The organism is Candidatus Zymogenaceae bacterium, from assembly GCA_016931225.1.
GTDB lineage: Bacteria > Desulfobacterota > Zymogenia > Zymogenales > Zymogenaceae > JAFGFE01.
Genome location: JAFGFE010000005.1, coordinates 16,216 through 36,705 on the forward strand (window position 1 = coordinate 16,216; position 20,490 = coordinate 36,705).

Below are 20,490 nucleotides of genomic sequence, written 5' to 3' on the forward strand. Positions count from 1 at the left end.
ATACGGCTTATATGAACGGCATTCACTTATTTTATATGAAAGCGCCGCCTGAATGTCAAGAAATAAATGAACCATATTCATCTATTTTTCCCGCCGCTGTCGTCTCCCATCACATGCGGCGGATGAACGGGGACTCATCTCCCGACACCGGGCTCGAATCGCCGCCGGCGCCCCTCCCCCGCTCATCACGCAATAAACCCCTCGTGTTCCGGCGCCTTTCGTTTCCCAAAAAGACTCCATACACATAACCCGCACCCAGACGATGCCGTCCCTTTGTTATCGGGAATGAAAGAGACGCCAAACGGCGACATATGATCCTTTTTCATTGTTTTTTTGTATGATTTATATGATATATATATGTTATAATCAAAAACAAGTCTTTTAAAAATTCAATTCAAAAGGGGAGCCCGAAACACCACGCAACTCCTCAGCCCCGGAAAAACAATAACGGCCGTGCTGAAACACTTTCACCCCATAAACTCATCCTCGATATCTTTCTCAATGACAACTGAAGTAGCCGCGATCATACCATGAAAAACGGTCGAACCAAGACTCCGACAAACAAGACACACAAACACAACGATGTGCTTTTGACCCTGTCACAATTCGCCGATGACACGGGTTTGATTTTCGGCGTCTTGAACACCGAGGGAATCCTCGTTCGTGCAAATCATTTGTGCATCGAAATTTTCAGCACAAAAGTCCCCTCCCCCGTCGGAAAAATCTTGCATCCCGATCTGATCCCCGATGAATCCGGGGCGTTATGGAAAACTGTTCTGTCCGATAACACGGCACGGACAATACGAACATTCATACCCGCGAACGACGACGGCGGGCGAACGATCGTGTGGCACGCCGCCCCGTTTTCCCATGCTGATGATCCCACAACGGCCCTTGTGCTGCTGGGGACGGAAATAACCGACGACTCCTCCCGTGACGACACCCCGAACGAATCCGATAAGAAGACGACCAATACCCTGCTTGGCCTATTGAAAAATATCGCCGGAATGTTTAATCACTCAGTTATCGTAACCGACACACATCAGCGAATCATCTATGTAAACGAGGCGTCGGAGAATCTGTACGGCTACACCGCATCAGAATTTTTAGGAAAAAATCCTGATTTCCTCAACTCCGAGCCCCTCTTCGACGTCATTCAGAACCAGATATCAGATAATATCGAGTCCGGTTACGAATGGTCCGGCAACGTGCACAACAAGAGGAAAGACGGCTCGGAATTCATCTCTGATATCAAAGTATCCCCCATTACGGACGATACCGGCTCCGTCATTGCCTATATGGGCATCCAGCGCGACGCGACCCATGACCGGGAGACACGGGAGGCCCTGAGACAGAGTGAGGAAAAATACTCATCTATCCTCAAAAATATCAACGAAGGGTATTATGAGGTGGACCTCGGCGGTAATTTCACCTTTTTCAACGATTCCATGTCCGAGATTCTCGGCTACTCCCCGGAAGATATGATCGGGATGAATAATCGTGCCTTCATGAGCGAAGGAACGGCTAAAATGGTGTTTGAAACCTTCAATCGGGTATACCGCACCAGACAAACGGTCAAGGCCTTTGACTGGGAGCTTGTCAGAAGGGACGGTGAGAGGCGATTCGTTGAAGTCTCTGTTTCCCTGCTTCATGACGGCAGGGGCCGGCCCACCGGCTTTTCCGGCATCGCCAGGGACGTCACCGAACGAAAGCGCCTGGAAGAGCAGCTCCTTGAAGCGAAAAAAATGGAGGCCATCGGAACCCTTGCCGGCGGTATCGCCCATGACTTCAACAACATCCTGGCGTCCATCCTCGGATTCGCCTCATATCTGAGAAGCAAGTCCTCTCCGGGTGACGATTATCACAAGGGACTTACGGTCATCGAAGAATCGGCCGTCCGCGCCTCCGGACTGACATCCCAGCTTTTGGCCTACTCGCGGAGGGGGAGCATCATGATCAAGCCGCTCAACCTCAACAGAATCCTCAATGAGGTATGCGAGCTCACTGTCAAGGGCTTTGATTCGTCAATTGTCTGTACACTGGACACCCAGGACAACCTGAAAAACATCAGGGGAGACGAATCCCAGATACATCAGGTTGTGATGAACCTGGTCATCAACGCCCGTGACGCCATGCCCGACGGCGGGACGCTCACCATCAAAACCGAGATGTTCGCCACAAAACTGCCGAATCAGATGCCTGGTTTTGTCATCAGGCCGGGAGAATATGCTCGAATAGCGGTCGGCGACTCCGGCAAGGGGATGAGCGAGGAAGTTCTGGCCAAGATGTTCGAACCCTATTTTACGACCAAGGAGAAACAGGGTGGAGCCGGCCTGGGGATGAGTGTTGTATACGGCATAGTGAAAAATCACGGCGGATACATACACGCCGAAAGCACGCCGGATATCGGCACGACGATTGAGATCTACTTTCCCGCAACAAACCAGATGGAGCAGTCCATCAAGGGTCCGGCTCCTTCAGACCGGGGCGGTTCGGAAACAATCCTGATCGTGGATGATGAAAGCAGTATCGTTTCCATGCTTACGCATGTCCTGAGTAACGCAGGCTATTCGATACTGTCGACCCAGTCCGGGTGCGAGGGTCTGCGATTATACAAGGAACACATCGATGATATCGATCTGGTCATTCTGGATATCATCATGCCCGATCTCAGGGGAGACGAGGTGCTCGAACAGATTCTTGAAAACAATCCCTCGGCACGGGTTATTCTCTTCAGCGGCTACAGTGAAAAGGAAAGCTATCGACACCTGTTAAACCACGGAACGGTCGAGTTTCTCAGCAAACCATTTTCTATAGAAAACCTCCTCGGCATGATCCGTTCGATGTTGTAGGCGATACGCGTCTTTGAAGAAATGGAGCGGCCCCGGTCACGAAAACTCCGCCTATCCATGTCGGTTCGTCCCTGGACGGATCTTCCTAACACACGAGACAAGTGACTATCGTAATCCCGACACCCCGGCCGCATATTTCCCGAAAAAATCAGGTCGAAAAAAAATGCTCAGCTTCACTCAAATATGATATTATGTGAAGTTGAAGCTCGAGTTTATAGACTCATTCGCTTTTCGAAGCATCAAACACGACCGTTCTGCGATCGCCGGGATGAAAGAACAAAAGATGAAAGAGCGGAGTATGACTCTCCCCGTGGACCCCAAGGAACAACAGATTCTCAACAGTATTTCAGATGTGATTCTCTCACTCGATCCGGAAATGAAAATCCGCTGGGCGAATACAGCCGCGGGTGCGCTGACCGGCGGGAAAGCCGCAGATATCGTGGGCCATCGATGCTACCATATCCTCATGAAAAATCTCGACGTCTGTGACGATTGTCCCCTCCAGCGGGTACTCAAAACGAAAAAACCACAGGAAGGAAACATCCGTTCGGCGGACGACACCGTCTGGCGGGTTCGCGGCTATCCGGTCCTCTCGGATGACGGGGAGATTGAAGGCATTATCGAGGTCAGACAGGATATCTCGAGTGATGTCAAGCACGAGGAGATTCTCAAACGCGCCTCGGATGAATGGCGAACCACCTTCGACTCCATCAGCGACATGATATCCATCGTGGACACCGGTCTTACCATCATCAAGGGAAACAACGCATTCGCCGCATCATTCGGAAAACTTCCCCGGGACCTGGTGGGCGAAAATTATCATGATCTTTTGCTCCAGTCCATCGGCACGGATATCACGTTTCCGGTGGACGAGATCAAAGCGACCATCAGTCCGCAGGTCATCGACTGGTATGAACCAAGGATTGACACGCACTTCGAGCTTTCGGTATCGCCCATTTACAAGGACAACACGGAGATATCGGGTCACGTCATCATCCAGAAGGACGTGACTCACATGAAAAAACGGGAAGTCATGCATCTGAAGGCGTCGGATGAATGGCGGGCCGGTTTCGATTCCCTGAATGATATCATCTGCATCATCGACGACAAACTGAAAATCCTGAAGGTAAATGAAGCATTCGCCCGCTACTTCGACGCAAAGCCGAAAAATCTCATCGGGAAAAGCTATGACACACTTCTCAGGGCATCCGGCCGTAAACCGCTCAGCCTCCCCTATGAAGATGTGGTCCGCTACAGTCGCGGCAAGGTCCTGGAATCATATGATGACAAGACCAATACTCATTTTGAAATCACCTTAACGCCCATTGTTGAGAGGAAGAAGACCTCCGCCGCCCTGGTACATATACAAAGAGACATTTCACAAAGGATACGATCCGCCGGAAAGATCAAGGAGTATTCACAACACCTGGAAATGATGCTGAGTCAATTGACCAAGGAGCTGCATCAAGCGCCGGAAGAGATGGTCAAAAAGACGAAGCTTTCCGTCCTGAGACAGATGGCCAGCGGCGTCGGATATGAGCTGAGACACCCCCTGGACAGGATATCAAGATCAATTTCCAGCCTTAGAAAAAAACTCGAAGGTGCCGATGATGAGACGGTGAAGAATCTCGACATGATATCCGAAGAGATACGAAAGGCGGAACGGGTGATGCTGGACCTCCTCTATTTCTCCCGGGCGAAGACTTCGGAAAAGCAGGTGGTGCCGATCCCTGACCTGGTCGCAATCGTTCTCAAACGCAGACCCCCGCCGAAAAACGTGCGTGTGACGACGAAGTTCCCCTCGGGCCTTCCTTCGGCGCACGCTTCCTCCACCCAGGTGGCGCAGGTGCTCTATAACCTGCTGCAGAACGCCTATCAATCCGGCAGCGGGGACACGCAGATATCCGTAAACATACAGGCGAAGGCACTGCATGACTACCTCTCCATCTCTGTTGCGGATAACGGTGGGGGGATACCGGCCAGGAACCTGGCGAAAATTTACGATCCGCTGTTTACCACCCGCTCCAGGGGAATGGGCATCGGACTGACGATCGTAAAGAATCTCGTCGAGGCCAACGGCGGAACCATCTCCGTTGAAAGCAAGGAAAAGAAGGGGACCACCGCCACATTCACACTGCCGATTCTTATGGATACGGGTACGGAATGACCGGAGCGCCTCGTAGAATCATCCTCACATCGCGGCGTAGATCACCCGTATCTATATATCATATAAAAAAACGGGGCCTGTTTTCGGCCCCGTTTTTTTATAATATTACATCCTGTTTCAGCAAGGGTGCTCCCTCACTTCTTGACCCACCTGAAAGATTCAATCCTCATTCCACCTTCTGAATCACCTCTTCGGCAAGCTCCAGGTACGATTTGACGCCTGCACTGCTGATATCAAACAGTATCGCAGGCTTTCCCATTTTGGGCACCTCTGACAGACGGATGTTTCTGGGTATATATACATCGAAGACCTTTTTCTTGAGATCAACTCGGAGATCCTCGGCCACCTCCCGGGATGCAGACGTGCGCATATCCACCATCGTCAAAAGAAAGCCCAAGAGCTTCAGGTTCGGATTGAATTTCTTCCCGACCACACGGGCCGCCTTTATCAAACGTCCGATCGTCTTCAGGGCGTAAAATTCGCTCTGAACCGGTACTATCAGATAATCAGCCGCCGCCATGCCGGCGACGGTAATCGCCCCCAGGGACGGGGGGCAATCAATCAGCACGAAATCATACGCATCCTTAATCTCATCGATGATATCCCTCACCATGAAGATGTTCTCGTTAATCCTATTGAAGTATGCGGTCTCTTCCTCGTTGCTCCAGATATTCGACGGGGCGAAGCTGAGGTACTCAATTTCCGTTCCATGAATCATCTTTCGGGGACTCATCCCGTTCAACACCACGTCATAAAAACCGCCCCGCAGATCCTCCCTCTTCCGTCCAAAACTAAGCCAGAGACCGCACTGGGGATCAAGACCAACGACCAATGTCCGTCGCTCATACACAGCGAGGGAAGCACCGAGGTTAACCGCCGTCGTTGTCTTCCCCACCCCGCCTTTCTGGCTGGCAATGGTAATCACATGACTCATGAAACAGCCCCTTTTATCTGAAAATATTCATCAGGCTTTTTTCGTGACGTTTTGAAGCATCGCCGGTATCTGGTTTATGGACAGCACCGAATCCACAACACCGTTTTCTATGGCGGATTTCGGCATACCGAAAACCAGGGAGGTGCTCTCGTCCTGGGCGATGGTTGTTCCCCCCATCATTTTTATGGCCTTCAGGCCCTTGGAGCCGTCCCTGCCCATTCCGGTAAGTATAATACCGATCGTGTTCTCCCCAAATGTGGCGGCCGCCGAATAAAACAGGGTGTCGATGGAGGGTGTGGCGCTTTTTTCATCCTCATCCACCTTCTCAAGCTCCACCTGGGGGGCCAAAAACGGCTTGACAATCTTGACATTGTAATTACCCGGAGTCACCAATACCTTTCCGCTCTCGATGACGTCCCCGTTTTTTGCCTCCGAGACTTCCAGAAACGTCACCCTGCCCAGTCGTTCCGCGAAAAACCGTGTGAAGAATCTGGGCATGTGCTGGGCGACGATGATCCCTGCGGGAAAGGTCGGCGGCAGTTTTCCGAGGATGAATTCCAGGGCCTTCGGTCCCCCCGTGGACGCGCCGATCACCACGATCTTATTCTCCGCCAGACGGGCTAGCTCCTCCTTGGTGTATCCATCCGGCTTTTTCCTGATCGGCCTGATGCTTTTGCCCGCACCTCTGGCCTTTTCTTCGGCGATGTCCGGACTGATCGCCAGGTATTTATCCATGTCCACGTGATATGCGGCCCGTATCTTCGTCGTCAGCTCCTGCTTGAGGAACTTGAAGTTGAGGATCATGGATCCCTTCTTCGGCTTGGGAATAAAATCCACTGCGCCCATCTCCAAGGCGCGAAAGGTAATGTTCGCTCCCTCGTTCGTCACCCCGCTGAGCATAATAACCGGGACCTTATACTCCCGGGCGAGTATCTTCAGCGAGGACAGTCCGTCCATGCGGGGCATGATGACGTCCATTGTCACCACATCCGGCTTCAGGTCGAGATACTTCTGTATCGCATCCTCGCCGTTCACGGCGACTCCCACCACCTCGATGTCCGCTTCTTCCTCGAGGACATTCGTGACGGCCCGTCTGATAACAGGGGAATCATCGACTATCAGTGTTTTTATTCTACTACCCGCCAAAGAAGCCTCTCCTTTGTATTCCGCATGTTCCCACCATCATGAGACCGGGGGAGTGTCGTTTTCCGTTTCGATTCTTTTCCTGACAGATCGCTTCTGATACCGCCGCTCCGCCTGTTTTTTCCTGAGCTCCCGCTCCTTGGCGATCGCCAGGTTTACCAGTTCTATCACATCAATGATAAGAGATATCGATCCATCCCCCATAATCGACGCGCCGGATACTCCCCTGGTTCCGGTCAGATATTCCTCGAGGGACTTGATAACGATATCCTCTTCACCCAGGAGCCTGTCCACTATGAGACCCACTTCCCTCCCCTCGGCGCTTAATATTACCACATATACCTTCTTTTGTGCATCCTCTTCACTTTCCCATCCGGTATTCATGCGAAATATCTCTGAAAGATGCAGAAGCGGCAATACCTTGTCTCGTATCCTGAGGACCTGATGCCCTTCGATGGTATCAATCTCGTCGATGTGCACCTGGACCGTTTCAATAACCGATGACAGTGGAATGGAAAATACCCGCTGTTGTATCTCAACGATCAGGGCCTGGATAATCGCCAGGGTCAGCGGCAGCTTGATATTAAACGATGCTCCCTTCCCCAACTCCGTTATCACGTCGATGCTCCCCTTCAGCTTGTCGACATTTCGTTTCACGATATCAAGCCCGACGCCCCGACCGGAAACATGGCTGACCTTCTCGGCCAGGGAAACACCCGGCTTGAACAGATAATTGATCATGTCCCGCTCGGTCAGGCGTTCCGCCTCGAGGGCCGTAACCTCACCCGAAGACTCCATTCGCGACTTGATCTTGCTGAAGTCCATCCCTCTCCCGTCATCGGATACTTCGATGATCACCTGATTGCCCTGATGATACGCGGAGATATTCAATGTCCCTTGCTCGGGCTTGCCCATTTTTCGTCGTTCCCCGGGGGATTCGAAACCGTGATCGATGGAATTTCTGATAATGTGAGTAAGGGGGTCGCCGATTTCCTCTATGACCGATTTGTCCAGCTCCGTTTCCTTACCGGTGATAATCAGGTTCACATCCTTGTTCATCTTGTTGGCCAGGTCACGCACCATCCGGGGAAATCGGGCGAACAACTGGTTTATACTGACCATCCTGACACGCATGACGCCTTCCTGGAGTTCATTGGAAACGCGGCTCAGCTCCGTTGTGGACTCCTCGAATTCAAGGGCGAGCTGTCTGAGGTTTATCATTTCCTGCTTGTCGAGCTTCTTCAATTCCAGGATTTCCCGATACATATCCCTGAACAAGTTTACCAACTGGGAAAAGCTTGCGCGGTTGACGACCAGCTCGCCCACCAGGTTCATGATATTATCCACCCGCTCGGTCTCCACCCTGAGGGTCTTTCGTGAATAGGGGATCTCCGTTCCGGGCGGCTCTTCGTCGCCCCCTCCCGGGGGGACAGAACCTCCCGGCGGCGTCTCATCCGAGATTCTCCGGGAGGCGACCGGCGTCGCGGCCTCCCCCGGCTTCTCCATGACGGAAATATCCGGCGTTTCGGCCCGTATATCCTCCGCCTTCGGCCTTTCCCGGGGCTCCCGGGTCGGCACCGACGGTATTTCGACCGCCTCCGGGATCTTCCCCGCGGATCGGGAAAGCGTGCCGATCTCATCTTCCAATTCGGTATAGAAGCCGCCCAGAGTCTCAGACAACGATGAGATCGATTCGGGATTATGTCCCGCTTCGGTGAGAATTTTCATCTCCTTCTCAAGAATACTCAGGATGGAGTCGTATCCCATGAATTTCGCCGACGACCGGAGGCTCTCCACCGCTTTCTTGTATATTTCCACCGATTCCTCGATATCACTTCCGTTCCGAATATTGGTGAGGCACACATCGATGGTCTCCATATATTGCTCGGCGGCGGAGAGGAATATCTGCAAGAGCTCCCGGTCTTCATCGGTCAGTTCAATCACCTCGGCCGTTTCTTCTTCCGATGGCTCGGTGAAAATCTTCGAGCGTCTCAGCGCGGATTTCAGACCTGACAATTCCTGCACCAGGGTGGTGACGGATTCAGGGCTCATCCCGTGGCGATCCTTCAGGTACCGTTCCAGAAGGGTGACGATTTGGTTGAGTTGATCGACGATGGAGAAATATTCCATGTAATTCGCCGAACGTCTGAGCTTCAGCACAATCTCCAGCAATTCCTGTATTAAATCGTCATCGGCCTCCTTGTCCTCGATATCCTGAAGGCGCACATCCAGAATGGAAAAGAGGTCAACCGTAGCGGAGAGAAAAATATCTATCAGCTCCTCATCATACCCCACGGCGAGATCCTCTTTGACCTCGCCTCTGATCGCCGCTATATGCCCTTCCGACTCCCCCTGTACCGTGGATACGGATGGGGCCTGTGTCTGAGCGGAAGCGGCCTCCCGCTCTTCCTGGAAAAAGGCGATGATATCCGAGGCAAGATTCGCGCTGATCCCTTCAATTTTGGAGAGATCCTCCTCATTCGCCCTGGACAGCGCATCCCACGTCAAATAACCGGCTTCGTAGATCTGTCGGGCTTTTGCGGCGCCCACCCCGGGTATTATGGTGAATTCCTTGATCGCCTCATCGGCGGACAACGGTGTTTTGCCGTCGGTGCCGGAGATCTCCGTTGTGTTCCCAATGACCGGCTCTGTTTCGTTGACATATTCCCGGATAATGTCAAGGTTGTTGTAGAAACTGAGCACCTCGTTATCGGTGAGGCTCTCCCCCTCCTCAAGAAACAACATAATGGATTTACTGATATTGCTGAGACTCGTATCAAGCTCGTCGTACCCGAAATACTCAATGGACGACCGAAAACTCTCCACAAGCTTCAGAAATCGCTCCAGTTCTTCGGTGGTTTTTTTCTCTTCCAACACCTTGAGAGCGTTTTCCAGCTCATCCATATGCTGCTCGAGGACCTCGGAAATCTCGTTGTCGAACACGTCCTCGCTTGGGGGGATATGGGCCTTCGAACGGGTGCGTACCGTATCATCCACATCGCCGTATTTCTCACCGAGATCGGGAAACTCTTCATCCAGATCTAGATCCATCTCTATCGTGTCTTCCGGCTCTTCCGGAGGTTCCTCTGCGGCCTTCGTCGGTGCCGTGTCTTCCGGTTTTCTCGATGAAAACACTCCCTCGGTCACCTCGTCCGATGTCTCTTCATCCAGAGTGTCGTTCTCCGGCAATTCGACGTCCCCATTAAGCAAACGATCAAGGGCGACGGAGGCGGATTCCACACTTGAGAGCTCCTCTTTACTCTCGGAGAGATCCTGCAGGAGAGACGTGACCGTGTCCATACCCATAAAGAGAACATCGATTATATCCTTGGTGGCCGTCAGAGACCCCTGCCGGAGCCGTTCGAGTATGCTCTCCATCTTGTGCAGGAATTCCCCGGTTTTCTCCAGGCCGATATAATCGGCTGATCCCTTGATGGAGTGAACGGCCCGAAAAAGCTGGTTGAGATATTCCTGGTTCTTCGGGTCGTCCACCAGCCGATTGAGGTTTTCCTCCAGCTCGGATAAGTGCTCGTTGCTTTCTATGATGAATTCCTTCAACAGTTCTTCATCGTACATAACGACACCTGCGATCCGTTTCCGTTAACAATGCTCCGCCCGTTTTTGGAAACGACAAAAATGAACGGATCGTGCACATAATATTTTTCATCTCTTACGAACCGGCCGCTCTCTCAGGTCAAACCGCGTTATAGAGAATGTGAATGCCTATCAATAATAACAGAAATATAAAAATTTCCCTCAAAATCCGGTCATCTATTCGACCGGCAAGCCTCGGCCCGATCTGACCGCCGATTATTACGCCCGGTATGCTCCACAGAAGCACGGAGGTATCGAACCTGCCGCCGAACGCCAAGTGAGAGACCACGCCGATTACGGCGACGACGGCCATCACCAGAACCGCGGTCCCCACCGCCACTTCCATCGAGAGCTTGAAACGCTTGACCATTATCGGCACGATGAAATCGCCCACCCCCACCGAAAGAAGTCCGCTGACAAAAGAAGACACCAACGGAACGATGCCGAACCGCACGGCTTCCCGTATCTCCACCGTGGTGCGGCGCTCGTCCGTGAACCAATCGTCTCCCGAAATGAAGAACAGCGCGATACCGATAGTCACAAGACCCAGGGCCACCTCGAGGATGTGTGACGGGAGCCGCTGGCTGACGAATGATCCCAGCACCACCATCGGTACGGCCGTCCCGATGCACAGAAGCGCCAGCGGCACATCGACCCTCTTTATCCACAGGTACCGAACCGTACCGCTGCCGATTCCCGCGACCTGTATCGCCAGGGCCGTCGGTACCGCCACGTCCGGCGGAAGCCTCAGGACCAGCATTAAAAACGGCATCCATAATACTCCGCCGCCGATCCCGGTAATGGTCACCACCGTGGCGATGGCAATCCCTACGAAAAACGAGAGAAAGACCAGTGATTCCATGAATCACAAATTCCATTTTCCTTCCGGCTCCACGGAAAACAGGGTAAACTCTTCCGTCATTTCATGTAACTGCACAAGGCTCCGCCTGAGATGTTCCGTCTCCCGATATGCCGGGGCCTCTGTACCGTTCGGATCTATCAAGCACGCCTGTATATCGTCCAGGGAATCCAAGCCGGAGGAGGCGAAAATCCGGACATGGCCCACCACCTCGCCGAAATCGCTGATGAGATCGTTAATGAATTCCCCCATCCTGCCGATTTCATCGTTGGTATAGACCGGCATCGCCTCCTTCAAGTCGCCCGTGGAGATGCGGTCGCCGACCCGGAACATACGCCTCAACGGCAGGGTGATCTTCTTGACAAAGATGACCAGCACCACGCTTGTAATAAGCACCTGTATGGCAAGAAGCAGCATAACCTTGTTCCTGAGGCGGACCAACGGCTCTATCGCCTCGGCTTCCGTGATGCTTCCCGCAGTCAGAAGAGCCGCATTATCCAATATCATTCCCCGCAGGTTCTCATCGCCAACCTCCCGCATGAACTCGATGCCCAGGGTGAGTACGGTCAGAACGATGATCATGAGATATATGATCATCCGTCTGCCGATGGTAATCCGTTCTTTCTTCCCCGGCTCCATACGCTCCCTAATACATCATTTCTATAATAATACTGAGGTTGTCAGCGATCATCTTGGCGCCTGTGAGCAGCACAAACATGGAAAACAGTATCTTGAGAACCGCCTCCGGAGCGAACCTGTTTAAAATCGGCCCAAGCTGCCCGCCGCACAACACGCCGGTCATGGTAAATATCGCCACATCCCAACGTATCTGGCCCTCCCAGATATTGATTGATGTGGCCACGTATCCGGCAATGGCCTCCACCATCACGGTGGTCGCCACCGCCCGGTGCACGTTGAGTTTGTAGACACGCTCCAGAACCGGGAAGATGGTCTCCGCCGTACCCACCGAGGAGAGTCCGCTGGAGAGCCCTCCCAAAAACGGAACCCACGCGAAGGGATATATCTCCTCGGTTCCCAAACCCTCCCGATTTCCATATTTCTTTTCCGCCATGGAGACAAACGTCCATATGGCGCACCCCACGACGATCAGCCCGAAAAACACCTTGAGGATCGCCTCGTTGGTCACCAGGGCCAGATGAAGACCGATAATCACGCCCGGTATGGTGAGCATGATCATCGGAAAGGCTATATTGAATTCGATTTGACGCTGTCTGACGTATCCCACCAGCGCGGAGCTCATGCCGACGAGCTCCGTGACCATGCCGGTGCCGACGCTCTCGGGCACGGTCATGCCTAGAAAATATACAAAAATGGGCAGAAAGATAATCCCGCCGCCGAATCCGCTTCCAGTGGCGGTCATCGCCACCAGGATGGAAATCGGAAACATAAACCAGTTTGCCGACGACTGGGCGAGAAATTCCATCACATGCTCCATCATCCATGCCCATATTACAGTTTGTCAAGATCGATCTGGTAGAAACTAAAGGATTCCACCAGCGATTTGAGCTCTCGGATGTCCTTGTAGAGGACATTGAGCTGCTGTTGAATTTCATCACTGATTTGCTTTTCCTTGAGTACTTCCACCCGGTTATGAATAACATCGGTAGCGTCCGCCGCGGATAGGCTGATCTTTCCAACCATCAATAAAACTTCCTGAAAATCCGCGGTTATATCATTAATGATGCCACCCAGCTGACCTATCTCGTCTTTCGTATACACCGGCACCGTCTTTGCGAGATTTCCCCGGGAAATCTCCTTCGCCGTCTGTACCATCTCGTCCAGGGGACCGGCCACGTCCTTGATAAAGAAAAACAGGGTTAAGAAGACCGCCGCCAGCACTATTCCCAAAACAATGATCATACGTATCTGCAGGTGATTCAGCGGTTCATATATCGACTCGAAATTAAAACCCGCCACAGCATCCAAAGCTGTGTGTTCCTCGGCCTGAACCATGATGATCTCGGTGATCTGATCGGTCAGCTTCGGCTCGCCCACCTCGATAATCAACTCCACCGTAATGGCGATACAGACGAACACCACCAGCAGGAAATATATCAACAGCTTTTTCTTCAGATCGCTGAAAATGGCGCTTTGACGCTTCTCTTTCGCGGATTTCCTCCGTTCACTTTTCCTGCGTTCCACGCCGAAGCGACGCTCACCCTTTTTTTGCACATCCCGCCAGTTATGTTTCCTTCTCTCTCCTTTTCTCTGTTTTTCCCTCCGACGATCAACACCGTTCCAGGATGAGCCGCCCTCGCCATTTATTTCGTTCATCTGATGCCTTCCCATGAATTCAAAGGTAATATCAAGATGCTAATCTCCGCATAATTGATACCCAGCAACACCTTTCATTCGTTCAGGACCCGGACCACGGTGGCCTTGAGCTCCTCGGGGGTAAAGGGCTTCAAGATCACCGCTCTGATCCCCATTTTTTCCGCCGCCTCTTCAAGAAAATGCTTTTCCTCCTCCTGTCGGAGGGTCAGCAGTATTACGCGGGCGTCCGGATTATCCTTGAGGATCGTTTCCGCTGCGGTAAAGCCGTCGGTATTTCGCATGGTCACATCCATCGTGACCAGGTCCGGCTGAAGCCGGCGAAACAACTCCACGGCTTCATCGCCGTCCTTTGCCTCTCCCACCACTTCGATATCGTCGTCCAACAGCGCCTCTTTAATACGGTTTCGCATGAAGGTCGAGTCATCGACAACTAACACGGTCCTGGGCATCTGTCGTTTCTCCTTTGGTTCTGGTCAATAGTCGTTCATGGTTTCCGGCACCTACCGGGGAGGTCTCCCTTTCTCTCTTTACATAGGACACCGCCCGCATACCGAGTGAGAACAGATATCCCGAAAACGGTTTATCCCCATGACGGATCACCTTTAAGGAAATCGGCGGGGGAGGGATCATCCTTCCCTCTCCCGGGTCAATGGTGTATCACAGTATCTACTTCTCCCGCGCGATCTCGTCCGCCGTGCGGAACCGGAACTGGCTCATAAGATCAACATTGGTACCGGCCATTCGCTGGATCGTCTCGGCGTTTTCCCGGACGATACCGGCTCCCTCAACCACCTCCGAGGTGTTCTGAACGCCTTCGATAATACTCTCGCTGATGCGGGCTGAACGGCTCGCGACATCCTGAATGACCTCCTCGAAGGCCTGGGTTCTCCGTCCCTGCTCGGTGGTCAACTCCACGATTTCTTGGGCCAGAGACGCCAGGTCGTCCATGGAGCGAAGCACCTCCTCGATGCTCTTGAGCTGCAGGGTCATGGCCTCGGCGACCGTTCCAGCCATTGCCGTGGCCTCCTCGCCGGATTTCACGCCGAACTCAAGGCTCTCCGTCGCCTCACGGGCCAGGTTTGCATTCTGCCGGGCGATACCTGTGGTTTCCTCGGCATTCTTGAGAATCCGGTCCAGCTCCATGGCCACATCTCCGGCGGCCCGGGTACCGTCTTCCACGGCGCGATGCGCTGCTCGGATCAGGTCGGTAATCTCCTTGGTGGCCTCACCGGAACGCTCGGCCAGTTTCCTGACCTCGTCGGCGACCACCGCAAAACCCTTCCCATGCTCGCCGGCTCTCGCCGCCTCAATGGCGGCGTTGAGGGCCAGGAGGTTGGTTTGCTCGGCGATGTCGTTGATGACCTCGACGATCTCAAACACCTGCTCGGTGGATTCGGAGATCGATCGAATACCTACCTCGTTTCTTTGCACCGCTTCCTGGCCGGCTCTGGCGATACTCATCACGTTCTCGGCACGCTCGGCGGCGCCCGCGGCGTTTGTCGTCACGGTACCGGCAATCTCCAGGGCCCTTCTCAGCTCGGCGGTGGCCTCAAGACCTCCCGCAGAAACGCCTTTCGCCTGCTCCACCAGCTCGTTGATGGCCGACGCCATCTCGTTGACCGACGAAGATGTCTGGGCGGCGTTTGTTGCCTGGGCGTTGGCTCGCTCCTGGACGGACAGGGCTGTTTGGGCCATTTCGGAAATCAGGTTCAAGGCCGTTCGGGACGCCTCCACCTCACTCTCGGTAATATCGGAGATCTCGTTCATTTTTCCCCGGAGCTCCGTCATAATGCTTGCATTTCTCTCAGCAATAGGCCCCGCTTCCTGGGAGAGGTTTCGCACCGTTCCGGCGCCCTGGGCGACCCGGGCAACAATGCCCTCCAGTCGGGCCACGAACTCATTAAAGTTCTGTGCCAAAACCCCCAGTTCATCACTTGTCGTTACCTCCAGTCGCTGTGTCAGGTCAGCGCCGGCGCCGGCCAGCGCCTCCATCTGGTCGGAGTACCGGGTGATGGGACCTGAGATGTTTCGGGCAAAGAAATACGCCACGACTCCCACCAGGACCGCCATGAGAAGCGTTATCACCGTGGCGTATATTCGCGAGGCGGACAGGGTACGGTAGGCTTCCGCAACGTCAGATTCCGAGACAATGAGCATGTTGTACTGGGGAACGGGGATGGCCACGCCGAATACGTCCGTACCCCGGTAGTCCTCCCATCTGCCGAAAGTACGCTCCTCCTCTCTGCCGCCCACGTATTCCTCTACGGTAGCGGCCAGCTCGGCGCCTCGCTTGTAGCTTTCCAGATCAGAGATGTTGATCTCGAAGATCGCCGTCTCTTTCACCAGTCCCTCACGTATCAGGTCAGCAACGAAGAGAGACTCAGAGGCCATGTACCCGGTATCCAGGGCTGCGATATAGGTTTCACCGGTGTCACCGAATCTCGTGTGAGTGAGGAGATCCGTGAAATAATTCGGTTCGATAAGCTGTACGAACACACCGTACTTTACCCCTCCCTTTATAACCGGGCCGGACAGAGCGATCAATATATGACCATGGATGGGGTCCTCATAATATTTGACCACAACATTATCCGGGTCATTATTGCCAATCGCCTCCGAGAACCAGTCCTCATTGATAAAACTGTTCCCGATGTTTTCAGGAAACGTGCTGGCCTTGCAGACGCCCGAGTTGTCGATATACATGATATCGTGAAGAAATCGGGTTCGCTCCGCCTTCAGGGACTCAAAGAGCGTCACCGTGATGAAGAACTCTCCGGTCACCAGCGGTTGCTCGAATTCCGCGTAACTGGCGAAGGTTCGATGGTCACTGCGACGCTCTGCAAAAAACTCGGTGATGATACCGCCCGCTGCATTCGAGAGGGACGTCAACTCACTCTCGATTAGCGTGTTGGTATCCGATTTGACTCGCTGATACGCCATAATCGATATCGTCAGCATCGGAACAAGGGCGATGACGATCATTAGGACGATCAGTTTTAACCGAATAGACATTTTCTATCCCCCTTTATATTCACAGGTATGTATGCCGCGAGAGACCTTTCGCGCCCCCGCGGAATTTATGTTATTCAACACCAGTCAACTGCTCTCTTTCTCGATCGGTGAGTATCTTGGAAAAATCCAGAAGAATGATCAGCCGGTCCTCCAGGCGGCTTACGCCGTAGATATACTCGCTCTCCACCCCGGCGGTTACCATTTCAGGCGCACTCTGAATGGACTCCGTATGAACGCTCATGACCTTGGAGACCGAATCAACGATAAAACCGGTCACCTTTTCCTCCAACTCGATGATCATAATCCGGGTGGCTTTGTCAGTCGGAGTAATTTCCAGATCCAGACGCCGGCGCAGGTCCACCACCGGCACCACCTTTCCGCGAAGGTTTATGACGCCCTCCAGAAACGCCGGTGTGTTCGGTACCTCGGTTATGGTAGTCGGCCGGATGATCTCCTGGACCAGAAGGATGTCAACCCCGAATTCCTCGTTACTTAAGAAAAATGTAACAATCTGCATATCCCCCGCTCTTTCGAGCCCCTCGGCCCGTTTTTCTTCGGCCATGTTCCATCACCTCCTATGTCTTTCGTTTTTTATATACAAATGTGTTCATTATCTTCATCGGCTTAAATATCGTGGTGTGCCGCATCAGCGATTCGGTGGATGCTGTAAAAAGATATCCATTCTCATCCAGTACGTGGGAAATCCCCCTGACGACTTCCGGCACCCGCTGATCCGAAAAATACATCAGGACGTTTCGGCAAAACACCACATCAAAATGAAAATCGCGCCGCGCCTCCCATGATGCCACATCGTTGAGATTGATCGGGATGAATTGTATCATCTCCCTCAGCTCCGGGATTACCTCGAACCCGCCGTTTTTCGTTGATACATAGGTCCCCATAAATCGAGAGGGGAGGTGCCGTATCGCCCATTGACTATATTTGCCGATTCGGGCGGAATCCAGAGCGATCTCGTTTATATCCGAGGCGATAATGGTGACCTTCATATCGGGAAGATCCGGCCGCTCACGTTTGAGCTCCTGGCAAAGAATGGCCAAGGTATAGGCTTCCTCGCCGGTGGAACATCCCGCACTCCAGATACGTATCGTTCTCGTGCCCACCCTCTGAGCGATTTCCGGAAGCACCCGATCCTTCAGGGCGGCAAGCTGCTCCTCCTCCCGAAAAAAAAAGGTTTCGCTGATTTTCATCTTGTCAATCAGATTAACCAGCTCAATATCTTTATACCGGTGCTTGACCGCCAGATAGTAGGTAAAGGGGGTCTCAAAACCGAGCTCTGAAATCCGTTCGGCAAGCTTTCTGGAAAAAATCCCCAGCTGCTCATCTTTCAGTTTCAAACCGGTTATCTCCTGGACATAGTCCCTGACCATTCTCACACCTTCAATGTCCAAGATCATCTCCCAACAGCATCTTCATATGTGTAACCAGTTTTTTCGGCTCCGTCGGCTTCGCCAGGTGAATGTTGGCGCCCGCCTTGAGGCCCTTTTCCCGGTGTTTTTTTATTTCCTCTTCCACCGTGATGATTATTATGGGAATTACGTCATACCCGTCTATCCGCCTGATTCTCTCGATAAACTCATATCCGTCCATCACCGGCATGAAAATATCGGTGATAACGCCTTTGTAGCGATTGTTCCGGGCCATCTCAAGGGCCTCTGCGCCGTTTTCCGCGGTATCCACCACGAATCCCTCCGATTGAAAAATCACCCGCAGAGAATCACGGATCACCTTGGAATCGTCCACTACCAGAAGTTCAGGATACATGAGGCCCTTATAGCTTTTTTATAACATAAATTAAGTAAAAAACTTACTTTTTTTTCAATGCCTTTGAAAGCTCAAAAGCAATGCTGACATCCGGAAATACGCCGTCGGTAATACCGTCCGCGATCACCGCCGACGGCATCTGGGGATAGAGGCATGTCTTCTCCTCCTGGGCGAATATCAATCCACCCATCTGTTTTACCTCCCGGGCGCCCTCAATCCCATCGTCATGTTCCCCGGTCATAACCACTCCGATGGCCCTGTCTCCATAGGTCTCCGCCAGGGAAAGCAAAAGCATATTGAAGGAGTTTTTATGTTCGAAGTCGAAAGGACGTTCATGGAGTCTTATTTTCTTTGTGCCGCTGTCATCGACAACGGTCATGTAATTGCCGTCGGACGTAATGTAACAGACTCTCTCTTTAATCTCCTCACCGTCGACGGCGGGTTTGACGATCATTTGGGAAAAGGTGTTGAGATAATCGGCAAAAGGTCCGACAATATCGTTCGGCATGTACTGCACCGCCAGCACCGCGGCGTTCACATCTTTCGGGAATCTGGTGATCATCTTCATCATTGAACCATACCCGCCCATTGCGGCCCCGACGGCCACCACGTTATCGGCCCGGTTGTGCGACGAGATATCGGTGTCGTCGCTTTCACTTTCCGTTACTCGAATGTGTTGGATGGAGCTGATCCTGACCTGAGCGGCCCGTTTGATCTTTTCGATGATGTTCCTTTTCTGATCTTCGAGACTCAGGTCCTGACGGGAATTGGGCTTGGCGATGAAATCCACCGCGCCGAAGCGAAACGAATCGAAGGTCGTTTTTGCGCCCTCCACCGTATACGCCGACAGCATCACCACCGGCGTCGGCTGCATGATCATAATATGCTTGAGGGCGGTCAATCCGTCCATTTCCGGCATATTGACGTCCATCGTCACCACATCAGGCCGATGCTTGGCGAGCTTCACCAGGGCGTCCTTGCCGTCCCGGGCGATATCCACAACGTCGACATCCTCGTCACCGGAGAGAATATCAGAAATCCCCTTGGCGATGATCTTGGAGTCGTCCACCACCAGCACCTTCACCCTTCCCCCGGTCGAAAGAAAAGATCCTTCCGTGTTGTCGATGATGATTTCCTCATCCAACACAAAATCCTTTCGGTGTATCTCGTCGAGGGTAACTATGTTTTCCATCAACAATTGTTCCCACTTCTTATGAATGGACTTGGCAATGGGAGCGGTGTTTCGTTGTGTGGAAAATTGACCACCGGGCCACGACAGTATCTCCTTCAAGGCGGGCTCGCCTTTGGTCCCGTTCGATTCCGCATGAACTATTTCGCCGTTCTCGAAAAAGATTATCCCCTCCCGGCCCTGGGAACGAAAACTCACCGCGTTCGTCACCCTGGCCAGGCAGTTGAGCTGAATGATGTCCGGTATTTGTATGCCCTCCATTTCCCCCTTGAAGCTTCCGACGCTCCTTTCAAAGGCGCTTGTTATCAGGCTAAACAGCTCTTTCGGTTCGAAGGGTTTTTCGATATACCCCACAGACCCGTTCTGAAAGGCTTGACTATGAAGCTCGGGAGTTGAATAACCGGTCATCATGATGACCTTAACTTCAGGATGGTGTTTTTTTACCTCCATTAAGAGATCAAACCCATTGACATCGGGCATGTAGATATCGGTAACCAATATATCAATGTCCTGGGACCTGATTATTTCGATGGCGTCTCCGCCCGATACGCATTCGATATATTCGTATCCTTCACTGAATCCTTTGAGGTTCTTGATGATGAATGCAAGAAGATCCCGGTCATCATCCACCACTAAAACTTTTTTTGTATCACTCATGGTTCA

Annotated in this window: 15 protein-coding genes; 2 read left to right on the top strand and 13 right to left on the bottom strand. The window is 52.6% G+C overall.

The annotated features are described in order from the left end of the window. The first annotated feature begins 725 nt into the window (after positions 1-725). Both JW885_01395 and JW885_01400 read left to right on the top strand, forming a co-directional pair. Positions 726-2,852, top strand: coding sequence for a PAS domain S-box protein (locus tag JW885_01395; GenBank protein ID MBN1880801.1), 2,127 nt, complete (start codon positions 726-728; stop codon positions 2,850-2,852). Positions 2,853-3,135: 283 nt separating this feature from the next. After that, a complete protein-coding gene (locus JW885_01400; GenBank protein ID MBN1880802.1) occupies positions 3,136-5,019 on the top strand; it encodes a PAS domain-containing protein in 1,884 nt (627 codons plus the stop codon). Positions 5,020-5,185: 166 nt separating this feature from the next. On the opposite strand, the gene JW885_01405 is transcribed toward JW885_01400, so the two are convergent. The 13 genes from JW885_01405 to cheB all read right to left on the bottom strand — a co-directional run bounded on the left by JW885_01405 (position 5,186) and on the right by cheB (position 20,484). After that, positions 5,186-5,953, bottom strand: a complete 768-nt coding sequence (locus JW885_01405) for a ParA family protein (GenBank protein ID MBN1880803.1) — start codon at positions 5,951-5,953, stop codon at positions 5,186-5,188. 30 nt (positions 5,954-5,983) lie between these two features. Further along, on the bottom strand, positions 5,984-7,099 hold the full coding sequence (locus JW885_01410) for a chemotaxis response regulator protein-glutamate methylesterase (GenBank protein ID MBN1880804.1): 1,116 nt from the start codon (positions 7,097-7,099) through the stop codon (positions 5,984-5,986). Between the two features lie 36 nt (positions 7,100-7,135). Beyond that, complete coding sequence (locus tag JW885_01415; GenBank protein MBN1880805.1) at positions 7,136-10,672, bottom strand: chemotaxis protein CheW; 3,537 nt, start codon at positions 10,670-10,672, stop codon at positions 7,136-7,138. 118 nt (positions 10,673-10,790) lie between these two features. Next, positions 10,791-11,552, bottom strand: coding sequence for a sulfite exporter TauE/SafE family protein (locus JW885_01420; GenBank protein ID MBN1880806.1), 762 nt, complete (start codon positions 11,550-11,552; stop codon positions 10,791-10,793). Positions 11,553-11,555: 3 nt separating this feature from the next. Then, positions 11,556-12,188 carry a methyl-accepting chemotaxis protein gene (locus JW885_01425; protein ID MBN1880807.1) on the bottom strand — a complete coding sequence of 211 codons (633 nt, stop codon included), beginning with the start codon at positions 12,186-12,188 and terminating at the stop codon, positions 11,556-11,558. A 7-nt stretch (positions 12,189-12,195) separates the two neighbouring features. Next, on the bottom strand, positions 12,196-12,993 hold the full coding sequence (locus JW885_01430; GenBank protein MBN1880808.1) for a sulfite exporter TauE/SafE family protein: 798 nt from the start codon (positions 12,991-12,993) through the stop codon (positions 12,196-12,198). A gap of 26 nt (positions 12,994-13,019) precedes the next feature. Then, positions 13,020-13,844: a HAMP domain-containing protein gene (locus JW885_01435; GenBank protein MBN1880809.1), complete on the bottom strand. Its 825-nt coding sequence runs from the start codon at positions 13,842-13,844 to the stop codon at positions 13,020-13,022. Between the two features lie 74 nt (positions 13,845-13,918). Next, a complete protein-coding gene (locus tag JW885_01440; GenBank protein ID MBN1880810.1) occupies positions 13,919-14,293 on the bottom strand; it encodes a response regulator in 375 nt (124 codons plus the stop codon). A gap of 217 nt (positions 14,294-14,510) precedes the next feature. Further along, positions 14,511-16,856, bottom strand: a complete 2,346-nt coding sequence (locus JW885_01445; protein MBN1880811.1) for a methyl-accepting chemotaxis protein — start codon at positions 16,854-16,856, stop codon at positions 14,511-14,513. Positions 16,857-16,926: 70 nt separating this feature from the next. Beyond that, positions 16,927-17,418 carry a chemotaxis protein CheW gene (locus JW885_01450; protein MBN1880812.1) on the bottom strand — a complete coding sequence of 164 codons (492 nt, stop codon included), beginning with the start codon at positions 17,416-17,418 and terminating at the stop codon, positions 16,927-16,929. A 13-nt stretch (positions 17,419-17,431) separates the two neighbouring features. Continuing rightward, positions 17,432-18,265, bottom strand: coding sequence for a protein-glutamate O-methyltransferase CheR (locus JW885_01455; protein ID MBN1880813.1), 834 nt, complete (start codon positions 18,263-18,265; stop codon positions 17,432-17,434). Further along, positions 18,255-18,638: a response regulator gene (locus JW885_01460; protein MBN1880814.1), complete on the bottom strand. Its 384-nt coding sequence runs from the start codon at positions 18,636-18,638 to the stop codon at positions 18,255-18,257. The genes JW885_01455 and JW885_01460 overlap by 11 nt, the downstream gene beginning before the upstream one ends. A gap of 43 nt (positions 18,639-18,681) precedes the next feature. Then, the gene (gene cheB / locus JW885_01465) at positions 18,682-20,484 is read right to left on the bottom strand and encodes a chemotaxis-specific protein-glutamate methyltransferase CheB (GenBank protein ID MBN1880815.1); all 1,803 of its coding nucleotides are present in this window, start codon (positions 20,482-20,484) and stop codon (positions 18,682-18,684) included. Positions 20,485-20,490: the final 6 nt, after the last annotated feature.